15 protein-coding genes are annotated in these 18,781 nt (G+C 49.6%); 10 read left to right on the forward strand and 5 right to left on the reverse strand.

The genetic code is table 11. The features are described from left to right. Positions 1-75: 75 nt before the first annotated feature. On the reverse strand, positions 76-570 hold the full coding sequence (locus tag DWV73_RS12515; RefSeq protein WP_107001332.1) for a DUF5721 family protein: 495 nt from the start codon (positions 568-570) through the stop codon (positions 76-78). 356 nt (positions 571-926) lie between these two features. Between DWV73_RS12515 and htpG the strand changes: the two genes are divergently transcribed. From htpG to DWV73_RS12540, 5 genes are all read left to right on the forward strand, one after another. Continuing rightward, complete coding sequence (gene htpG / locus DWV73_RS12520; RefSeq protein WP_117796878.1) at positions 927-2,930, forward strand: molecular chaperone HtpG; 2,004 nt, start codon at positions 927-929, stop codon at positions 2,928-2,930. A 210-nt stretch (positions 2,931-3,140) separates the two neighbouring features. Next, on the forward strand, positions 3,141-3,407 hold the full coding sequence (locus tag DWV73_RS12525; protein ID WP_117796879.1) for a hypothetical protein: 267 nt from the start codon (positions 3,141-3,143) through the stop codon (positions 3,405-3,407). 18 nt (positions 3,408-3,425) lie between these two features. Next, on the forward strand, positions 3,426-4,523 hold the full coding sequence (locus DWV73_RS12530; RefSeq protein ID WP_117796880.1) for a type II CAAX endopeptidase family protein: 1,098 nt from the start codon (positions 3,426-3,428) through the stop codon (positions 4,521-4,523). A 227-nt stretch (positions 4,524-4,750) separates the two neighbouring features. Further along, positions 4,751-5,593: a DegV family protein gene (locus DWV73_RS12535; RefSeq protein ID WP_117796881.1), complete on the forward strand. Its 843-nt coding sequence runs from the start codon at positions 4,751-4,753 to the stop codon at positions 5,591-5,593. A 102-nt stretch (positions 5,594-5,695) separates the two neighbouring features. Then, positions 5,696-6,922 carry a CapA family protein gene (locus DWV73_RS12540; RefSeq protein WP_117796882.1) on the forward strand — a complete coding sequence of 409 codons (1,227 nt, stop codon included), beginning with the start codon at positions 5,696-5,698 and terminating at the stop codon, positions 6,920-6,922. A 2-nt stretch (positions 6,923-6,924) separates the two neighbouring features. Here DWV73_RS12540 and DWV73_RS12545 read toward each other — a convergent pair whose 3' ends face one another. Continuing rightward, positions 6,925-7,863, reverse strand: a complete 939-nt coding sequence (locus DWV73_RS12545; protein ID WP_117796883.1) for a TIGR01212 family radical SAM protein — start codon at positions 7,861-7,863, stop codon at positions 6,925-6,927. 412 nt (positions 7,864-8,275) lie between these two features. Between DWV73_RS12545 and DWV73_RS12550 the strand changes: the two genes are divergently transcribed. The 3 genes from DWV73_RS12550 to DWV73_RS12560 all read left to right on the forward strand — a co-directional run bounded on the left by DWV73_RS12550 (position 8,276) and on the right by DWV73_RS12560 (position 11,489). Beyond that, positions 8,276-9,565, forward strand: a complete 1,290-nt coding sequence (locus DWV73_RS12550) for a galactokinase family protein (protein WP_117796884.1) — start codon at positions 8,276-8,278, stop codon at positions 9,563-9,565. A 145-nt stretch (positions 9,566-9,710) separates the two neighbouring features. After that, positions 9,711-10,355 carry a cytidylate kinase-like family protein gene (locus DWV73_RS12555; RefSeq protein ID WP_107001503.1) on the forward strand — a complete coding sequence of 215 codons (645 nt, stop codon included), beginning with the start codon at positions 9,711-9,713 and terminating at the stop codon, positions 10,353-10,355. Between the two features lie 276 nt (positions 10,356-10,631). Next, positions 10,632-11,489, forward strand: coding sequence for a DUF975 family protein (locus tag DWV73_RS12560; RefSeq protein ID WP_117796885.1), 858 nt, complete (start codon positions 10,632-10,634; stop codon positions 11,487-11,489). Between the two features lie 193 nt (positions 11,490-11,682). On the opposite strand, the gene DWV73_RS12565 is transcribed toward DWV73_RS12560, so the two are convergent. After that, positions 11,683-13,017: an MATE family efflux transporter gene (locus tag DWV73_RS12565; RefSeq protein WP_242995824.1), complete on the reverse strand. Its 1,335-nt coding sequence runs from the start codon at positions 13,015-13,017 to the stop codon at positions 11,683-11,685. 391 nt (positions 13,018-13,408) lie between these two features. On the opposite strand from DWV73_RS12565, the gene DWV73_RS12570 reads away from it, so the two are divergent. Then, the gene (locus tag DWV73_RS12570) at positions 13,409-16,252 is read left to right on the forward strand and encodes a TetM/TetW/TetO/TetS family tetracycline resistance ribosomal protection protein (protein WP_117796887.1); all 2,844 of its coding nucleotides are present in this window, start codon (positions 13,409-13,411) and stop codon (positions 16,250-16,252) included. A 27-nt stretch (positions 16,253-16,279) separates the two neighbouring features. Here DWV73_RS12570 and DWV73_RS12575 read toward each other — a convergent pair whose 3' ends face one another. Then, positions 16,280-17,155: a LysR family transcriptional regulator gene (locus DWV73_RS12575; protein ID WP_117796888.1), complete on the reverse strand. Its 876-nt coding sequence runs from the start codon at positions 17,153-17,155 to the stop codon at positions 16,280-16,282. A gap of 437 nt (positions 17,156-17,592) precedes the next feature. Here DWV73_RS12575 and DWV73_RS12580 point away from each other — a divergent pair, with 437 nt between their 5' ends. Then, the gene (locus DWV73_RS12580; RefSeq protein WP_181986268.1) at positions 17,593-18,492 is read left to right on the forward strand and encodes a DMT family transporter; all 900 of its coding nucleotides are present in this window, start codon (positions 17,593-17,595) and stop codon (positions 18,490-18,492) included. A gap of 102 nt (positions 18,493-18,594) precedes the next feature. Here DWV73_RS12580 and DWV73_RS12890 read toward each other — a convergent pair. Next, positions 18,595-18,781 (reverse strand): hypothetical protein (locus DWV73_RS12890; RefSeq protein ID WP_207661084.1); only part of this gene is annotated, 187 nt, incomplete at its 5' end.

Below are 18,781 nucleotides of genomic sequence, written 5' to 3' on the forward strand. Positions count from 1 at the left end.
ATTTTTTATATAAAATCACAAAAGGGACATTAATTAGAGATGTGCAACTGAAAACCCGATAAAACAGGGCTGCCGTTATTCCTCAAACGGCAGCTCTTCTTTTCGCAAAAATGTCCGGATCGACTCGTCCCACTCGCGTTCCAGCGTCTTGTCTAACGTAAATTGGTTGAGCGACAGCCCGGTGACACAGCTTAAATGCTGGTTTTCATAATGAATATTTAAGAACAGTCCGCCGACCTGCTCCGGGAGCCATTGGCTTTTGCGGGCGGTCAGAAACTGTTCGGTGGCAGCTTTCGGAAGCTTCAAAATGATGGAGAAGCGCTCCGGAAGCTTTTTTCCTTTTATGAGGGAAAAACAGAACGGGCGCAGAGTTTTCCAGGTTGAATATTCTTCAATCTGCCCCTCGGCACGCTCTTCTTCGGAATAAAAGCTTTTATGGACGCGTCCGTCGATGGAGAAGGTGTTGAACGTCACGATCTCCGCTTCCTTGAGCAGAAAGCGGTCAAATGTCTCTCCGATGAACAGTTTCTTGGTAAATAATTTTATATCACAGATATTGCAGGCAATCATATGTGTCCTCGCTGAGATGGTAAATTCGTTATTTTCTGTGTAATGTAGAAACAATAACGTAGATTCTATTTTATCGCAGGCGGGAGGGGGACGCAAGTGACTTCTTATTGGCAAGACGGAGAATTTTAAAATTTTATTAGCACTCAATAAAAATGAGTGCTAATTTTCTATTGACATCTTGGAACGCTGGTATTAAAATAAGAGTCACGGTGATGGAAAATCACAAAAAAAGAATTTTATAAGCGCATATTTATGTAGCTGGATAGCAGGATTGGAGGCGGCAGAGTGAAACTGTCAGACTCCATTTCCGGGAGCGGATATCCACTGTATTTTGCAATCAAAAGGAGTGTATAGATATGGCAGCAAAAACAGGAAGTTTATCAATCAACAGCGAGAATATTTTCCCGATTATTAAGAAATGGCTTTATTCCGATCATGATATTTTCTATCGTGAGCTGATTTCCAACGGATGCGACGCGATCACGAAGCTGAAAAAGCTGGCGCTGATGGGCGAGTATGAGGAGCCGGGGGAGACGGAGTATAAGATTCAGGTTACCGTTAATTCCGAGGACAAGACGATCACCGTCGAGGATAATGGTATCGGTATGACTGCCGAGGAAGTGGAAGAGTACATTAACCAGATCGCATTTTCCGGTGCACAGGATTTCCTGGCAAAATATAAGGACAAAGCAAACGAAGACCAGATCATCGGTCATTTCGGTTTGGGTTTCTATTCTGCATTCATGGTAGCGGACAAGGTTACGATCGATACTCTTTCTTATAAGAAAGACGCAGAGCCGGTTCACTGGGAGTCTGAGGGCGGCACTGAGTTTGCGATGGATAAGGGCGATAAGGAAGGCAATGGTACCAAGATTGTCCTTTATTTAAATGAAGACAGCACTGAGTTTTGCAATGAGTATCGCGCACGTGAAGTCATCCAGAAGTACTGCTCTTTCATGCCGGTTGAGATTTACCTGAAAAATGCAACGGCAGAGCCGGAGTATGAGACGATCGAGAAGGATCAGCTGACCGACAAGGACACCATCGTTGAGACGGTGGTCGAGGAAGCAAAGACCGAGGAAAAGGAGAAAGAGGACGGCACGAAAGAGACCGTGGAGGTATCTCCGAGAACCGAGAAATATAAGATCCTGAAACGTCCGGTGGCACTGAATGACATTCACCCACTGTGGAACAAGCATCCGAACGAGTGTACCGAGGAAGAATACAAAGAATTTTACCGCAAGGTATTTATGGATTACAAGGAACCGCTGTTCTGGATTCATTTGAACATGGATTATCCGTTCAACCTGAAAGGTATTCTGTACTTCCCGAAGATCAACATGGAGTACGAGAGCATTGAGGGCACCATCAAGCTGTACAACAACCAGGTATTTATCGCGGATAATATCAAGGAAGTTATTCCGGAGTTCCTGATGCTCTTAAAGGGCGTGATCGACTGCCCGGATCTGCCGTTGAATGTATCGAGAAGTGCGCTGCAGAATGATGGATTTGTAAAGAAGATTTCCGATTACATCACCAAGAAGGTAGCGGACAAGCTGACCGGTATGTGCAAGACAGACCGTGAGACCTATGAGAAATATTGGGACGATATCGCTCCATTTATCAAATTTGGCTGCTTAAAGGATCAGAAATTTGCTGAGAAGATGGATGATTACATCATCTACAAGAATCTGGACGGAAAATATCTGACGCTGAAAGACTGCATGGATAAGGCGAAAGAGGAAGGTCATGAGAACCAGATCTACTATGTAACAAATGAGAAAGAGCAGAGCCAGTACATCAACATGTTCAAGGCAAACGGACAGGATGCGATCATCATGTCTCACAGCATTGATAATCCATTCATCAGCCAGGAAGAACAGAAGCATGAGAACCTGAAATTCCTGCGTATTGATGCCGATGTCAATGGCACGCTGCGCGAGGAAGTGAAGGAAGAGGACAAGGAAGCGCTCAAGAAACAGGAAGAGACGCTGACAGAAACCTTCAAGAAAGCACTGGGCGATGATAAGCTGCAGGTAAAGGTTGAGAAGCTGAAGGATGCTGAGATTTCTTCGATGATCACCCTGTCGGAGGAAACACGCCGTATGCAGGATATGATGAAGATGTACAACATGGGCATGGACGCGTCGATGTTCGGCGGCAGCGGTCAGGTGCTGGTACTCAACGCGAACAACAAGCTCGTTCAGTACGTCTTAGAGCACACGGATAGCGAGAATACGCCGAAGATCTGCGAACAGCTCTACGACCTGGCACAGCTCAGCCACGGTTCCCTGACACCGGAGCGCATGACGAAGTTTATCGCACGGTCGAATGAGATTATGGGTATGATGCTGAACTAAGGGCGTCTGGTTTAGGACTGTTTTATATAGGAAAATATGTTAAAATATCATATATAATATAATAACGGAGCTGCTGCACGTAAATGTGGCAGCTCTTTTATTACCTGTCGTAAGAGAGCAAATGGGATTCACTATTTCACGAATTTAGTATTTATGATAGAATAGGAGCACTTAGCAAGTTTTTTTCAGATTTGACGGGGAGGTGCGTGTATGTTTGGAATCGGAGGATGGAAACAGGTTGGCGCGACGTTTGATATGAAACGGCAGGCGGCGATCCGGGAGCAGCTGGAACAGGCGGGAATTGAGTATCAGGTCAAGGTGCAGAACCGTCTGAAAGCGGGCGTGCTTTCCGGCAATCAGCGGGCGAGGCTGGGAAGTGCGGGAGAAAATGCGGCATCGGAACGGGAATATCTGTTTTATGTGCAGAAAGCAGAGGAGGAAAAGGCGCGCCGTGTGATAGAAAGCGCCGGAAGATAAAACAGGTATTTTCTGGGAATGAAAGACCTGAATGACGAAGGAGAGAAAATGGGAGAGGGAAAATGGAACGAATCGGATCTTTGGCAGCGGGAGGCAGAAGAAAATGGTCTGCAAACGGAACCTGAGCTGCAGAATGCGGTTCAGAGTCCGAAACAAATCCGAAAAACCTGCCGCCGCGAGGTGCGCCGTGTCTGCAATGTCCTCGGCTGGGCGCTGGCATTTTTCAGTGTGATGACGGTACTTGTCAGCATACTTCTGGAAGTGGCTGGCAACGTATGGGCGGACGGAGGCGTGATCAGTACGTTTTTGAACCGGATGGTAAATGCAGCGTGGTATGAGGACGGCGGAAGCACGCTGGTCATCTATGCGCTGGTTCTTCCATTCGTATTTTTAATTCTGCGCCTTGTCCCGGAAGAACGGGCAGAGAAAATGAAGATTAGTTTCCTGCAGTTCTGTATGTTTTTTATTTTGGCACAGGGATTTGGAACTATCTTTAACCTGCTGGGAAATGCAATCAATGATGCGGTGGCGGCAAGTAGCGGCGGCGATGCATCCGCGATGAACCCGGTCAACGAGATGCTGGATTCGCTCTCGCCGGTAATGATTTTATATGTAGGGTTTTTAGGACCCATTATTGAGGAATATATCTTTCGATGGAAACTCTTAAACCGATTGCGCCGTTTTGGCGATAAGGCGGCGATCACCTACACGGCGCTGATGTTTGGTCTGATGCACGGAAATGTGACGCAGTTTCTCTATGCGGCGGTGATTGGCGTGGTTCTGGGATATGTGGCGGTGAAGACGGGACGGATGCGTTATAACTGTCTGCTACATATTTTGATCAACAGCTGGTCGTTAGTGATAGCGATGCTTGGAACACAGGATACGCTGCTGCCGCTGTTTATCACGTTTCTGATGACCGGGTTTATGGGCTGCACGATCATCGGGGCGTTTGTTCTGCTGATTTTCAATTTCCGGAAAATCCGGCTGTTCGATGGGGCACTCCCAGAGGGTGTGAAATTCCGCAATATATGTGGGGCAATGTATGGGAATCTCGGGACAGTGGCATTTATTCTGGTAAGTTTGATTACGATGGCGTTTTTCTTGTTGAGATGATGTGGTGGTCAGTTGCTGTTCACAAGCAGGCACTTTTGGAAGTGAAAGTGCCGTAAGATAACGTGGTGGCAGCAGGAATTAGTTGTATTTAAATGCGAAGCCACGGTAACGCTGTTCATGTGTTTGTCGTGTATTTCACGGGATTCTGCTTGACTTCCTACTGTGTGATTACTATAATAAATAGTAATGAATACTACGTGATGTAAATTGCGTAACGGGAGGACGTTATGTTATATAAAATTATTGGTGACAGCTGCATGGATTTGACGGAGGAACTGAAATTGGATCCGCATTTTCAGATGATTCCGCTGACCCTGCAGATAGGGGATTACAAGGTAACGGATGATGAGACATTTAACCAGAAGGAGTTTCTGGCAAAGGTAAAGGCAAGTTCCGAGTGCCCGAAGACGGCGTGTCCATCGCCGGAGAGCTTCAAGGAAGCATTTGAGGGCGAGGCAGAATATATTTTCGTGGTAACGCTTTCGAACCATCTGAGCGGCTGCTACAACTCGGCGGCTTTGGCAAAACGCCTTTATGAGGAAGAGAACGGAACGGACGGGAAGAAGATTGCAGTCATTGATTCCCTGTCGGCGTCGGCGGGCGAGTTAAATATTGCGCTGTTCATCCGGGATCTGTGCGAGAAAGGTCTTCCGTTTGAGGAGATCTGCAGGCAGACGGAGGCATATCGGGATTCGATGAACACGTATTTCGTCATTGAGACACTTGATTTCTTAAAGAAAAATGGCCGTCTGACCGGTTTGACGGCTTTTATCGCGTCGGCGCTGAATATCAAGCCGGTTATGGGCGCGGACAGCGGTACGATCATCAAGCTTGATCAGGCGCGCGGCATGACCCGGGCGCTCGACCGGATGGCGGAGATTGCGTGCAAAGAGGGCGGCGATACCACAAGCAAACGTCTGGTGATCGCACACTGTAATAACCCGGAACGTGCTGAGCACGTGAAAGAGATCATGTGTAAACGGGCAAACTTCCGTGAGGTAGTGATCACGAATACGGCTGGCGTTGCAACCGTATATGCGGGCGACGGCGGAATCATTATGACACTGTAGGGAGAAAGAGTGGGTGATGACAGCTGGAAAGGTGGAAAACGCCGGACAGCTGCGATTGATTGAGGAAAAATGAAGCATACATTTTTTAGTAAATGCACGAAAATGCCGTTCAGATACCGGACGGCATTTCTTTTATCCAGAATTGGAAATTTGACAATTTTGGCAGGAATGACGCTTTTGCTTGGCGGATGCCAGGCGGGAGGTTCCATATGGAAAGAGACAATCTCATTGGAGCCAAAAGACAAAACGGTATCGGAAGAAACGCTTGATCCGGAAACAGATATAGACGGGCAGATGGAGTCAGAACAGGTAGATGGCGCGGAACTGGGGGTGGAAATGCAGGGGCAGGACGAATCTGGCAAACTTGAGGCAGAACCGGGAGAAAATGATTCAAATGAGTGTTCGCTTCTGTTTGCCGGAGATATCTATTTTTCCAACCATGTTTTAAATGCCTACGACCGTGTGGGAGGTATCGGTGGAGTCCTCGGGGAGAGCTTGCGGGAGACGATCGCAGAGTCTGATATTTTTATGGCAAACCTGGAATTTCCGTTCAGCGACCGGGGAACACAGGCGGCGGATAAACAGTTTACGTTCCGGGTATCGCCGTCCCGCGTGTCTATTTTACAGGAGATCGGACCAGACATCGTGACGGTGGCGAACAACCATGCGCTAGATTACGGCACGGACGCACTGCTGGACACGTGCGATACGCTGGACAGTGCCGGGATTTTGCATGTTGGGGCGGGAAAAAATCTGGAAGAGGCGAAACAGCCGCAGATCATTGAGAAAAATGGAAAAAAGATTGGTTTTCTGGGCGCGTCGCGCGTCTTTCCGACGGGCGGATGGGCGGCAGGATCGTCGCATCCGGGCATGTTTTCGGCGTATGACACGGCTTCGGTCGTGCAGGAGATCCAGAAGGTAAAGAAAGAGTGTGATTATCTGGTTGTCTATGTCCACTGGGGTATCGAGCGGAACACGCAGCCAGAGGCGTACCAGCGGGAGATGGGACATCAATACATCGACGCGGGCGCTGATCTGGTGGTTGGCAGCCATCCACATGTGCTGCAGGGGATTGAGCTGTATCATGGAAAATGGATTCTGTACAGTCTTGGAAATTTTGTGTTCGGAAGCTCGATTCCGGAGACAATGCTGGTGCAGGCGTCGGTAGATGCACAGGGAGAGACGGCGCTTTCGATTGTGCCTGCAACTTCATCCGCCGGATATACGAGAGAGCTGGACGTGGGGAAGAAAGAGGCGTTTTACCAGAAGATACAGGGGCTTTCGGACGGCGTGCAGATTGATGAGAATGGAAAGGTGCAGGTGCAGTAAAATCAATTCGTGAAATCCTGCCCCTGAAAACACCCGCTTTCCCTCAGTGCCTTGGAAAACGTATTCAAAAACGCCCGCTTATTTCCACTCCATTCCGGTGCGACCAGCAATTTTTTCGGTCCATCGCCGCTGATCCGGTGGATGACCATATCGGGCGGCAGCAGGCGGATACATTCGATCAGCAGCTCAATGTATTCGTCCATTGAAAAGATCGGAAAAGGTGCCTGTTCGTAGAGCTCTGCCAGCTTCGTGCCGCGTAAAATGTGGAGAAGCTGAAGTTTGATGCCGTCGATGGCGGGCTGGAAATCGGCCAGATAGCGGACGGTATCGAGCATCTGGGCTTTCGTTTCATCAGGCAGCCCCAGAATGACATGGACGATGACGGTCAGACCGGCGGCTTTCAGTTCACGGACGGCATTTTCAAAGACCGGGAGGGAATAACCGCGCTGGATGCGCGCGGCACTTTCCTCATGGATGGTCTGAAGTCCCAGTTCCACCCAGACCGGTTTTCGACGGTTTAAGCGGGCGAGAAGCTCCATGACATCCGGCGGCAGGCAGTCCGGGCGGGTTCCGATGGACAGAGCAGCCACATCCGGGTGGGCGATTGCTTCGGAAAAAAGCGGCTCCAGATAGGAGACAGGCGCATAGGTATTTGTGTAGGACTGGAAATATGCGACATATTTTCCACCCTTTATTTTATTTGCGACACGCGTCTTTGCCGCTTCGATCTGTTCGGTCACGGAGGTGTGAGCCGGCTCTGCAAAATCGCCAGAACCGCCGTGGCTGCAGAAAATACAGCCGCCCGTTCCCAGCGTGCCGTCCCGGTTTGGACAGGTCATGCCGCCGTCGAGCGCCAGCTTATAGATTTTCTGCCCGAACTGGTCTTTCAGCCATGCATTTAACGAATAGTAGGGACGACCGTCGGAGTAGCAGCGGGGCATGGAGGAATCCGGGTGTTTGCCGGAGGCGGTGGATGCAGGATGGAATGTTTCGGGTAATGATAGGTATGTTTGAGTAGTTTGCTTCATACGGACTCCTGTGTTTTACTATATAAATGAAAGCTTACCAGAACCACAGCATTTTGTAAACACACGAAAGAATATCGTATTGAGGCATTTTGAGGAAAATGATATAATACATACAAGAAGTCAGATGAAATCAAAATATCTGAAATCATAATCATATAAAGGAAACAATTGTTCACGGGTAGGCACTTTTGGAACCGAAAGTGCTGTAAGAAAACGTGGTGGCAGCAGGAATTTGCCGTATTAAAATGCGAAGCCACGGCAAATTCCGTTACTGGGCACGTATGCGTGAACAGTAACAAACAATTTGGGGAAAAGGAGAAGGAATATGTCAGTCAAAGAAACACTGAAACAGCTGGAATCTGAGAAAACGAAAGTGCTGATGGCAGAATTATACGGGGCGGAGAAAGCGGAGGAGAACCGGGCGCGTTACCGCTATGTGGCAGAGCACTTTGAAAAAACATATGGGGAACGCGATATCAAGCTGTTTACTTCCCCGGGACGGACGGAGATCAGCGGCAACCACACCGATCACAATCATGGCAAGGTGCTGGCGGGCAGCATCAACCTGGACTGCGTCGGAGCGGCGGCACCGAACGGAACCGACACGATCCGCATTTTAAGTGAGACATTTCATCAAAATTTCAGCATCCATTTAAGTGACCTGAAACCGAGCGCGGGTATGAGCGGCACCATCGACCTGACAAAGGGCATTTTAAAGGGTTTTGAGGAGAGAGGATACAAGGTCGGCGGATTTGACGCATACATTACCAGCAATGTTATCAGCGCGGCGGGCGTCAGCTCTTCGGCTTCCTATGAGATGCTGATCTGCTCTATGTTAAATACGATGTTCAATGAGGGCAAGATGGACGTTGTCACCTACGCGCACATCGGAAAATATGCAGAAAACAAGTTCTGGAACAAGGCGTCCGGACTGCTCGACCAGATGGCGTGCGCGGTCGGCGGTCTGATTACGATCGATTTCAAAAACCCGGAAGCGCCGGTTGTGGAGAAGATTGATTTTGATTTTGGTGCACAGGATCACAGCCTGATGATTGTAAATACGGGAAAAGGTCACGCGGATCTGAGTGCGGATTATTCTTCTGTTCCGAACGAGATGAAGAAAGTAGCGCAGTATTTTGGCAAAGAGGTATGCGCGGAGATTTCCGAGGAAGAGGTGATCGAAAATCTGCCGGAAGTCCGTGCATTTGCGGGTGATCGCTCTGTGATGCGTGCATTCCATTTCTTTGAGGAAAATAAGAGAGTAGAGCAGGAAGTAAAGGCGCTCCTCGAAAATGATTTTGCAGCCTTTTTGGAGGGAATCACTGCTTCGGGCAATTCTTCCTGGAAATGGCTTCAGAATGTATACACGACTGCCAACGTGCAGGAGCAGGGCATCAGCATTGCGCTGGCGCTGACAGAGCTGTTTATTGCGAAAAAAGGACGCGGCGCGTGCCGGGTTCATGGCGGCGGATTTGCCGGTGTCATCATGGCGATGATTCCGAATGATCTGGTGGACGAGTATACAGAATACATTGAAAATGCGACCGGTAAGGGAAATGTATATCGCATGAGTATCCGTCCGCACGGCGCGATCTGTGTGAGCGATCGCATCTAAAGAAAAATTCCGGACGGAATGAAAGATGTGTCAAAAAGTGATGTGCAGAAAGAGATGCAAATAAGAAAACGGCATGGAGATTTGCATAGACAAAAGACAGGCTGTTTTGCAGATAAAACTGGGACATAGAAAGGCGGTGGATTTTATGGGAAATAAAAATCTGATTATCACAATCGAGAGAGAGTACGGAAGCGGCGGACGTATCGTAGGACGCAAGCTGGCGGAAGAACTGGGGCTTCATTTCTACGACGATGAGATCTTAAAGATGGCGTCGGAGAAGAGTGCGGTCGGAGAGGAATTTTTCCGTTTAGCGGATGAGAAAGCGGGAAACAACCTGCTTCACCGTCTGACTGGCGCGAAGAAGGCAGATGTGTTCGGAAAGCCGTCCCTGAAAGGCGATGTGACATCGCCGGATAACCTGTTTAAATTCCAGGCGATGGTGATGCGGGAGCTGGCAGAACAGGAACCGTGCGTATTTGTAGGCCGTGCGGCTGGCTATGTGCTGGATCAGGACGAGGAGATCGAAAATCTGATCCGCATCTTTGTCTATGCCGACCGTGTGCGCCGCGTGCAGCGCGTTATGGAAGTAGACTGCATCAGTGAAGAAAGAGCGAAGAAGCGCATCCGGAAGATTGAGAATGAGCGGAAGAATTATTATAAATATTTTACCGGAAATGACTGGAAAAACATGAAGAACTACGATCTTCCGATCAATACGACCCGCCTCGGACTGGACGAGACGGCGGAGCTGATCAAGGAATATGTGAAGCTGCGCGGGTATATGAAGTAGGGAAAAATGAAAACAACCTGTCTGTGATGCAGGCTAAAAATTTTAGTTGAAGATTGTAGGAAGCAGGGCAGATTTGGAAGATGAGAAGTACCAGCGGATCGCCAGCTCAATCAGCTCCCAGAATGCTGGGAGAGTGATTCCGGCATTCTGAATTTTCCTTTGACGACAGTAGAATCATTACGACCTTATTACAAATTATTTACGGTTTGAAGTGATATATTGACGGTCAAAATGGAAAAATGATACAATGATTTCAGAAAGAAAGGGGGAGAAAGCATGAGAAGTGCATCTGAATTTAGGCAAATGGCGCGTGAGACACTGCGCGGAAACTGGAAACTTGCGATGGGAACGGGATTAGTAGCGTCCCTGATCGGTGCGGAGATTGCCGATACGGCGCCAAATGGAATATCAGAGCTGCAAAAAGTGATACAGGCACGACCGGAAGTGAAGAATGTGCTGACGCAGGTATTTCCGATGCGCAGCATGCTTCTGCCCTGGGTGCTTTTGCTTATCTGGGGCTTGATGGTGGTTATTATTGGAGGTGCGGGGCAGATGGGATACGCCCGTTTCCATCTGAATCTGGCAGAGAAAAAAGAAGCGTCCTTTTCTGATTTATTTTCCCAGTTTTCGCGGATCACAGATGGCGTGGCGATGGTATTTGTGCGCGGCTTTTATATATATTGCTGGACCTGCCTGTTTTTCGTTCCGGGTTTCATAAAGACGTACAGCTATGCGATGACACCATATGTGCTGATGGAACATCCAGAATATTCCGCTAACGAGGCGATCACCGAGTCGCGCCGCCTGATGGATGGGAAAAAATGGAATTTATTCTGCCTGACCTTTAGCTTTATCGGCTGGCGGCTGATCTGCAGCATTCAATATATAATACCAGCGGTTCTTTTGTATACACAGGGAAGGCTCAGTGGTGTGACCGTGCTGTTTCTGGCAGTGCTGTTTCTGGCAGTGCTGATGAGACCGCTCAATATCGGCTATCTGTTTCTGCGCCCATATGAGGAGGCGGCATTTGCGGCATTTTATAGGGACGTGCGGGATGAGAAGAGGCAAATAGAAGAGATAGAAATGCAGGATAAGTGGAGTGAGAATGAGCCGGAGAAAAGTGAAAATGCGTGAACTCTGTCTGTACAAAAATGAAATCATTTGCATAGAACTGTGCTTGTGTAAGGATAGACGGAACAATAAAAATCTTTGAAAATCAAATTGGCGAAAGCCCAAAATAAGAATCTGCAATCAAAAATTTCCTCAGAAAGTGGTCAAAATGAAAGCTTTCTGAGGAGTTTTTTTGAGTTGGATTATTTATTTTGTTTTAGTCCATCCGTGCTTTCTCAGACAGCAAATGTTTCTGGCAATAGAAGAATGCCGGAATCAGAAATGCATCGGCGAGCAGCCATGCAAGCGGCGAGGCAAAACAGATGATGATGTAGCCAAAGATCGGCACCAGCAGGAAGCCGACCATGGCGCGGGCGATCATTTCGCAGACACCCGCCAGGATGGCGAGCAGGCTGTAGCCCATTCCCTGAATCGTGAAACGCCATACATTGACGATTGTCAGAGGTATGTAGAACAGGGAGTTGAAGGTCAGAAACTGGTGCGCCTGATGGATCACGACTGTTTCCGAGGCATCGACGAAGAGAAGCGGAATCACGCCGCCAAACACGGTCAGCACGATGCACGCCGCAATGGAGTAGACGCCGCCGATGAGAGTCGCGGACCGGACGCCCTGGCGGATGCGGTCTACTTTTCCGGCACCGGCGTTCTGTCCAGCGTAGGTTGCCATCGTGCCGCCCAGCGCGTCAAACGGGCAGCAGAAGAACATGCCGATCTTCTGACCTGCGGTGACGGAGGCAACCGCGATGGAACCTAAGGAGTTGATGGCAGTCTGGATGACAACCGAGCCGATCGCGGTAATCGAATACTGGAGTCCCATCGGCACACCCATTTTGCAGAGAACGTAAATATGTCTGCCGCTGATGCGCGCCTCCTCCCGGTGCATATGCAGAATTTCAAATTTTTTCTTCATATAGATCAGGCAGAGAATACCGGATACCGCCTGAGAAATAACGGTTGCATAGGCAGCTCCGGCGGTGCCGGTTCCGATCTGTACGATGAAAAGCAGATCCAGCGCAATGTTTAAAAGACTGGATAAAATCAGGAAATAGACCGGCGTTTTGGAGTCGCCGAGCGCGCGGATAATGCCTGCCAGCGTATTGTACAGGTAGGTCGCCGGGATGCCTGCAAATACGAAGAAAATGTAGCTGTACGCGCCGTCGATGATATTGTCCGGCGTCTGCATCCAGACGAGAATCTGGCGTGTCATCAGGCAGACGATCACGGTCATGATCACGGCAAAACAGGAGGCGACCCATCCGGCATTGGCGACGAAACGGCGCATGTCCTTGTAATCCTGTGCGCCGAACCGCTGTGCAACCGGAATGGAAAACCCGGTGCAGACGCCGATGACGAAACCGTTAATCATAAAGTTGATGGCGGAGGTGGAACCGACCGAAGCCAGTGCATCGACACCGAGAAATTTTCCAACAATGATCGTATCGACCATGCTGTAAAACTGCTGGAACAGAAGTCCCATCAGCATCGGAACCGCAAAGCCCAGAATCAGCTTTGCCGGGCTTCCGTTTGTCATATCTTTTATGGTAGAGCGTTGCGAAGAGCGGCTCATGGAAAAAACATCCTTTCTAAAAAACGATTATAAAACTCTGAGAGTAGATTTTATAAGAAATACATAAAATTGGCAATCCGAAAAATCACGAAAAAAAGTAAAATAGAGGCACTTTTTTTGTGATATAGAAGCGGGCTGGTCAGCACGCGGTATTTTACAATCTGTGACATACATGGTATCATAACGGGTAGAGTGATTTTTATTTCATAGGAAATTGCGTCCTATGAAACAAAAAACGCTTCGCGAGGATGCGCACTCGCGCGAAGCAGAAACATGTCGCAAGCGACCGCGCTCGGCGCGAGAATGTGCCAAGGCACATTCTTTTTCATATAGAACGGAAATGAGGGTAACATACATGAAGAGACTGGCGGTGGGAATCCTGGCGCACGTAGATGCGGGGAAGACAACATTATCAGAGGCGATGCTCTATGCGGGCGGTATGATCCGCCATCTGGGGCGGGTGGACAAGGGCGATGCGTTCCTGGACACATATGAATTGGAGAAAAAGCGCGGAATCACGATTTTTTCCAAGCAGGCGCGGCTTGCATGGGATGATATGGATGTGACGCTCTTGGACACGCCGGGACATGTGGATTTTTCAGCGGAAATGGAGCGGGTGCTTCAGGTGCTGGACTATGCGGTGCTGGTTATCGGCGGTTCAGACGGCGTGCAGGGACATACAAGGACGCTGTGGCGGCTGCTGGCGCGCTACCAGATTCCGGCGTTCCTTTTTATCAATAAAATGGATCTGGCGCCGGGACGGGAACAGGAGATCCTGCGTGACCTAAAAGAGTCGCTGGGCGGAAATTTCGTTGATTTTGGAGCGGACGGGACGGAAAGTTTCTATGAAGAGGCAGCAGTCAGCGGCGAAGCGGAATTGGAGGAATTTCTGGAGACGGGACAGGTGTCTAAAGATGCGATCCGCAGCCGGATTGCCAGCCGGGATCTGTTTCCGTGCTATTTCGGTTCGGCGCTCAAAAATACGGGTGTGGAAGAATTTATGCGCGGTCTGGAAGAGTATACGCTGGAACCGGCATATCCAGACGAATTTGGGGCGAAAATATTTAAAATTGTGCGCGACAGCCAGGGCGAACGCCTGACTTATATGAGGATCACGGGCGGCGTGCTGCATGTCAAAGACCGGATCGGCGAGGAAAAGGTAAATCAGCTCCGCCTGTATTCAGGCGATAAGTATGAGGCGGTGAGCGAGGCACCGGCGGGCATGATCTGTGCGGCGACGGGACTTTTGCACACGAAACCGGGCGAGGGGCTTGGAGTCTGTGAAATGGGCGCGGAACCGGTGCTGGAGCCGGTTTTGACGTATCGCGTCGAGCTTCCGGAGAATGTGGATGCGGCGGCGATGCTGCCGAAACTGCTTCAATTAGAGGAAGAAGAGCCGGAGCTTCATATTGTCTGGGAGGAAGAAAAGAAAGAGATTCACGCCCAGATCATGGGCGAGATCCAGATGGAGATTCTGAAAAGCCTGATTGCAGAGCGTTTTGGGGTAAATGTCCGGTTTGGCGGGCGCAGCATTGTATATAAAGAAACGATCACCGATACGGTCGAGGGTGTCGGGCATTTTGAGCCGCTCCGCCATTATGCGGAGGTACATCTGCTTCTGGAGCCGGGAGAACCGGGCAGCGGGCTGGTGTTTGATACCGATTGCAGTGAAGATATTTTAAGTAAAAACTGGCAGCGGCTGGTGCTGACGCATCTGGAAGAAAAGGTACACCGGGGTGTTCTGATTGGGGCGCCGATCACGGATATGAAAATTACGCTGAAATCGGGACGCGCCCATGTGAAACATACAGAAGGCGGCGATTTCCGACAGTCCGTGTACCGGGCGGTCCGTCAGGGACTGATGCAGGCGCATTCGGTGCTGTTGGAACCATTTTATGCCTTTCACCTGACGATACCGGACAAGATGGTGGGACGTGCAATGACCGATCTGGAGCGGCGGTTTGCCGTCTTTGAGGGACCGGCGCTGGAGGACGGGCAGGCAATATTAACCGGACGTGCCCCGGTATCGGCACTCGATGGATATCAGACGGAGGTGACGGCGTACACGGGCGGATTGGGACAGATGATCTGCACGCTCGATGGCTACGGACCGTGCCACAATGAAGAAGAAATCATTGCGGCAGCCGGGTATGATCCGGATGCGGATCTGGCAAACCCGAGCGGATCTGTTTTCTGTGCACACGGAGCCGGATTTGTTGTCAACTGGGACGAGGTCAAAGATTACATGCATCTGGAAAGCTGCCTGGGTGCGTCCAATGGAAAGCGGCGGATGGAGGCGATTGAAGCAGGTGCACGTTCCTCTGACGGACAGGGCGGAGGTTCTGTCGAGGAGATGTGGATTGGAACGGATGAGGTCGATGCGATTCTGGCGCGCACCTATCATGCCAATAAAAAGGAAGACGGCGGAAAACGCCGCTGGGGCGGAACCAGTAAACGACCAGTGCAGCAGTACGGCGCGGGTGTGTATGGAGAAACGGCGCGGAGACAGGAAGCGGTGAGACAGAAGAGCGATTCGAAAGCCGGGACAGCTGGAGTTTCGACATTTGGAAATGTGAGAAAATCAGGAGGATCCGTGGCTGGAAATGCAGGGGGATTTGAGCATGCAGGGAAAGCGCCGGAAAGTGACAGACAGGGCAGCAGAACTGGCAGCTCCAAAGGAAAAATGGCATCAGCGGTTCGGGAATATCTGCTGGTAGATGGCTACAACATTATTTTCTCTTGGGACGAGTTAAATGAGCTGGCAAAGATCAACATTGACAGCGCCCGTGGTAAGCTGCTGGATATTCTATGCGATTATCAGGGAAGCCGCGGTATCGAGGTGATAGCGGTGTTCGATGCTTACCGAGTGCAGGGACACCGGACGGAGGTGACGGATTACCACAACATTCATGTAGTCTTTACGAAAGAGGCGGAGACAGCTGACCAGTACATCGAGAAATTTGCCCATGAAAATGGGCGGAAATATACGGTGATGGTAGCGACCTCCGACCGTCTGGAACAGATCATCATCCGTGGGCAGGGCTGCGGGCTGTATTCGGCGCGGGATTTTGAGGAAGAGGTAGATCGTGTGAAGAATCAGACACGTGAGCATACCAACCGACCGCATAGCGGACATAAAAATTATCTGCTGGATTCGGTGCCGGAGGAGGTGCTACGGCAGGTGAAGAAGGACGAATAATGTATAAAAAGCAGATGTTCGTATAGATTACTCGAAGGCATGAATCAGCTCCTTCTGCATAAATTTCATCAGTTCTGCTGCCGCAGGCGACTGCATTTCCCGTACGGGGGCGGCGATGCCGATCTCAAAGGACGGGGAAGCGTCGAGCGGCAGTGTCACAACCGGTCCATCCCATTGTCGGGATAAAATGCGGTTGATCAGGGTAACGCCCATTCCTGCGGCGACCATCGTCCATGCAGCCGGGACATCGGAAGTCGAGGCGCAGATATGGGGCGTGATGTGGTGCTTCGCCAGAAGCCGGGAATTATCTGTTTCCATGTTGGGGTGAATGGAAATATAATTTTCATTGGCAAGATCCTGAAGCGGATAAATGCCCATCTCAACCGCCGGGTGTGACTGCGGAACCCAGATGCAGATTGTGTCCTCACAGAGTGGAATGAAGGTATCGATCCCATCGCGGCGGCTGATGATACAGAAATTAAGCGCCTGTTCCTGAAGCAGGCTGCACAGATGGGAGCTGGTTCCCTCGATCAGGCGGACGGAAATGTCGGGATGGAGCGCCTGGAACTCCATGATGCGGCGGGAGAGAACCGGATAATATGGGCTGTAAGCGGTTCCAATCGTCACAGAACCTGTTTCCAGACCGCAGATACGCGCTGCAGTCTGGTCAATCTGTTCCTGGGTGTGAATCAGATTCCGGAATAAAGGCAGCAGAAGCTGGCATTCTTCCGTAGGAAGGACGCCGCTTTTTTTTCGCACCAGAAGCGAAAAACCAAGCGATTCCTCCAGCGAGGCAACCGCCCGGCTGATGCCGGATGGCGTGTAATCCAGTTCGGCAGCCGCTGCACTCAGGCTGCCGGTTTCGATGGCGGAAAGCAGGGCTTTATATTTGTCAGTGTCCATGTGGGTACCTCCTGTTAAGTGGGATGATTCTATGAAAGATCGCCTGGCGAAAATGATAGGAATGATTTTGTTTGCTCCGTTTCGTCCATGTGAAAAATGTGTTTGGATTATGTCGTTTGTGCCATTTATGTCATTTTTAAATCAGACGGTTTTAGTTTGTTTATGTTAGTTCTATGAAATAGGTTGAGGTCAAAAGGTCAAAAATTCTCCTGCAAGCAAGCTTGCGTCGAACTTCTGATCTTTTGACCTTGGTATCATCATATAAATAGAGTATAAAATGTCTTTGACTAATATGCAAAGATAGAATGAAAAATGTGCGCTGTACACAAATATAAATGTGCTTTATAATGCGTGTATCAAGAAAAGGTACTGCATTTGCAGGAAATGCAGGTCTATGAGCGTGATGCAGGTCTATGAGCGTAAGAGGAGGAACATACATGACCCGGAAACAGAGCGAACAGCTGCTTGCGGCGGTTATTATCGCCAGAAGTACTTCGTATATATTTTCCAAAATGGCGATGAATTCATTGCAGCCATTTAACTTATTGGCAGTCCGGTTTCTGCTGGCGGTCAGTATTTTAGTCATCTTGTTCCACAAGAAGCTGCGGACTATCGACCGGAATACATTTGTCGGCGGAGCGATTATGGGAAGTATTTTTACGCTGGTTATGACGATGGAGATGTTCGGGCTTCGGAAAACGGATACGGCGACGACCTCTTTTATTGAAAACTCGGCGGTTGCGTTTGTACCGATTTTAGAGGGCATCCTGCTCCGAAAATTCCCGGAGAAACGGACGATTATCAGCGTAGTACTGGCATTGACAGGAATCGGCTTCCTGACACTTGGAAAGAGCGGCGGTCTGCTTCGTCCGGGCAGCCTGTATCTTCTGATGGCAGCGCTGTTTTATGCAGCTGCAATTATCACAACAGGATATTTTTCAAAGAAATATGATCCGCTTTTACTTGGAATCGTCCAGGTAGGGACGATGGGAGTGTGGACGCTTCTGGCGTCGCTTCTCACAGAGCAGACGAGACTTCCACAGACCGGCGCAGAATGGGCAATGATCGGAACGCTGGCAGTCGTAGGAAGCTGTTTTGGATTCACACTCCAGCCGGTTGCCCAGCGCGGGACAACCGCAGAGGTGGCAGGCATGATGTGTGCAATCAACCCGATGAGTGCCTCCATTCTGGGCGCGTTGGTTCTCCATGAGCAGATGACAAGTTCCAAACTGCTCGGATGCTTGCTGATTATGGGCGGACTGCTGGTTCATTTTGCTCGCAGGGAAAAGAAAACCACAGTCAAGCCTGTATCATACAACTTACATACAACTAAATAATCCGCAGAATGCCCCCTCATTCTGCGGCGATCGAGAAGACCGGAAGAAAAAGTGCCTTTGGATGAGAGTCTGGAGGCGCTTTTTTTCATAGGAAACTACGTCCTATTCGATGGAGTCCAGCTTTCTATATCCAGGAGCAGTATTTCCTGCGACGGCAAAAAGCGCATCGCCTTCGCCTTGAATGTCGCTGATATTTTGCCGATAATATGATATACTATGTAATAGATTAATGTGGTTTTTTGATGCACAGCAGGTGGAAAACGGCATAAAATATCCCCGATCATCGAAA

Source organism: Clostridium sp. AF12-41 (genome assembly GCF_003461685.1).
GTDB lineage: Bacteria > Bacillota > Clostridia > Lachnospirales > Lachnospiraceae > Otoolea > Otoolea fessa.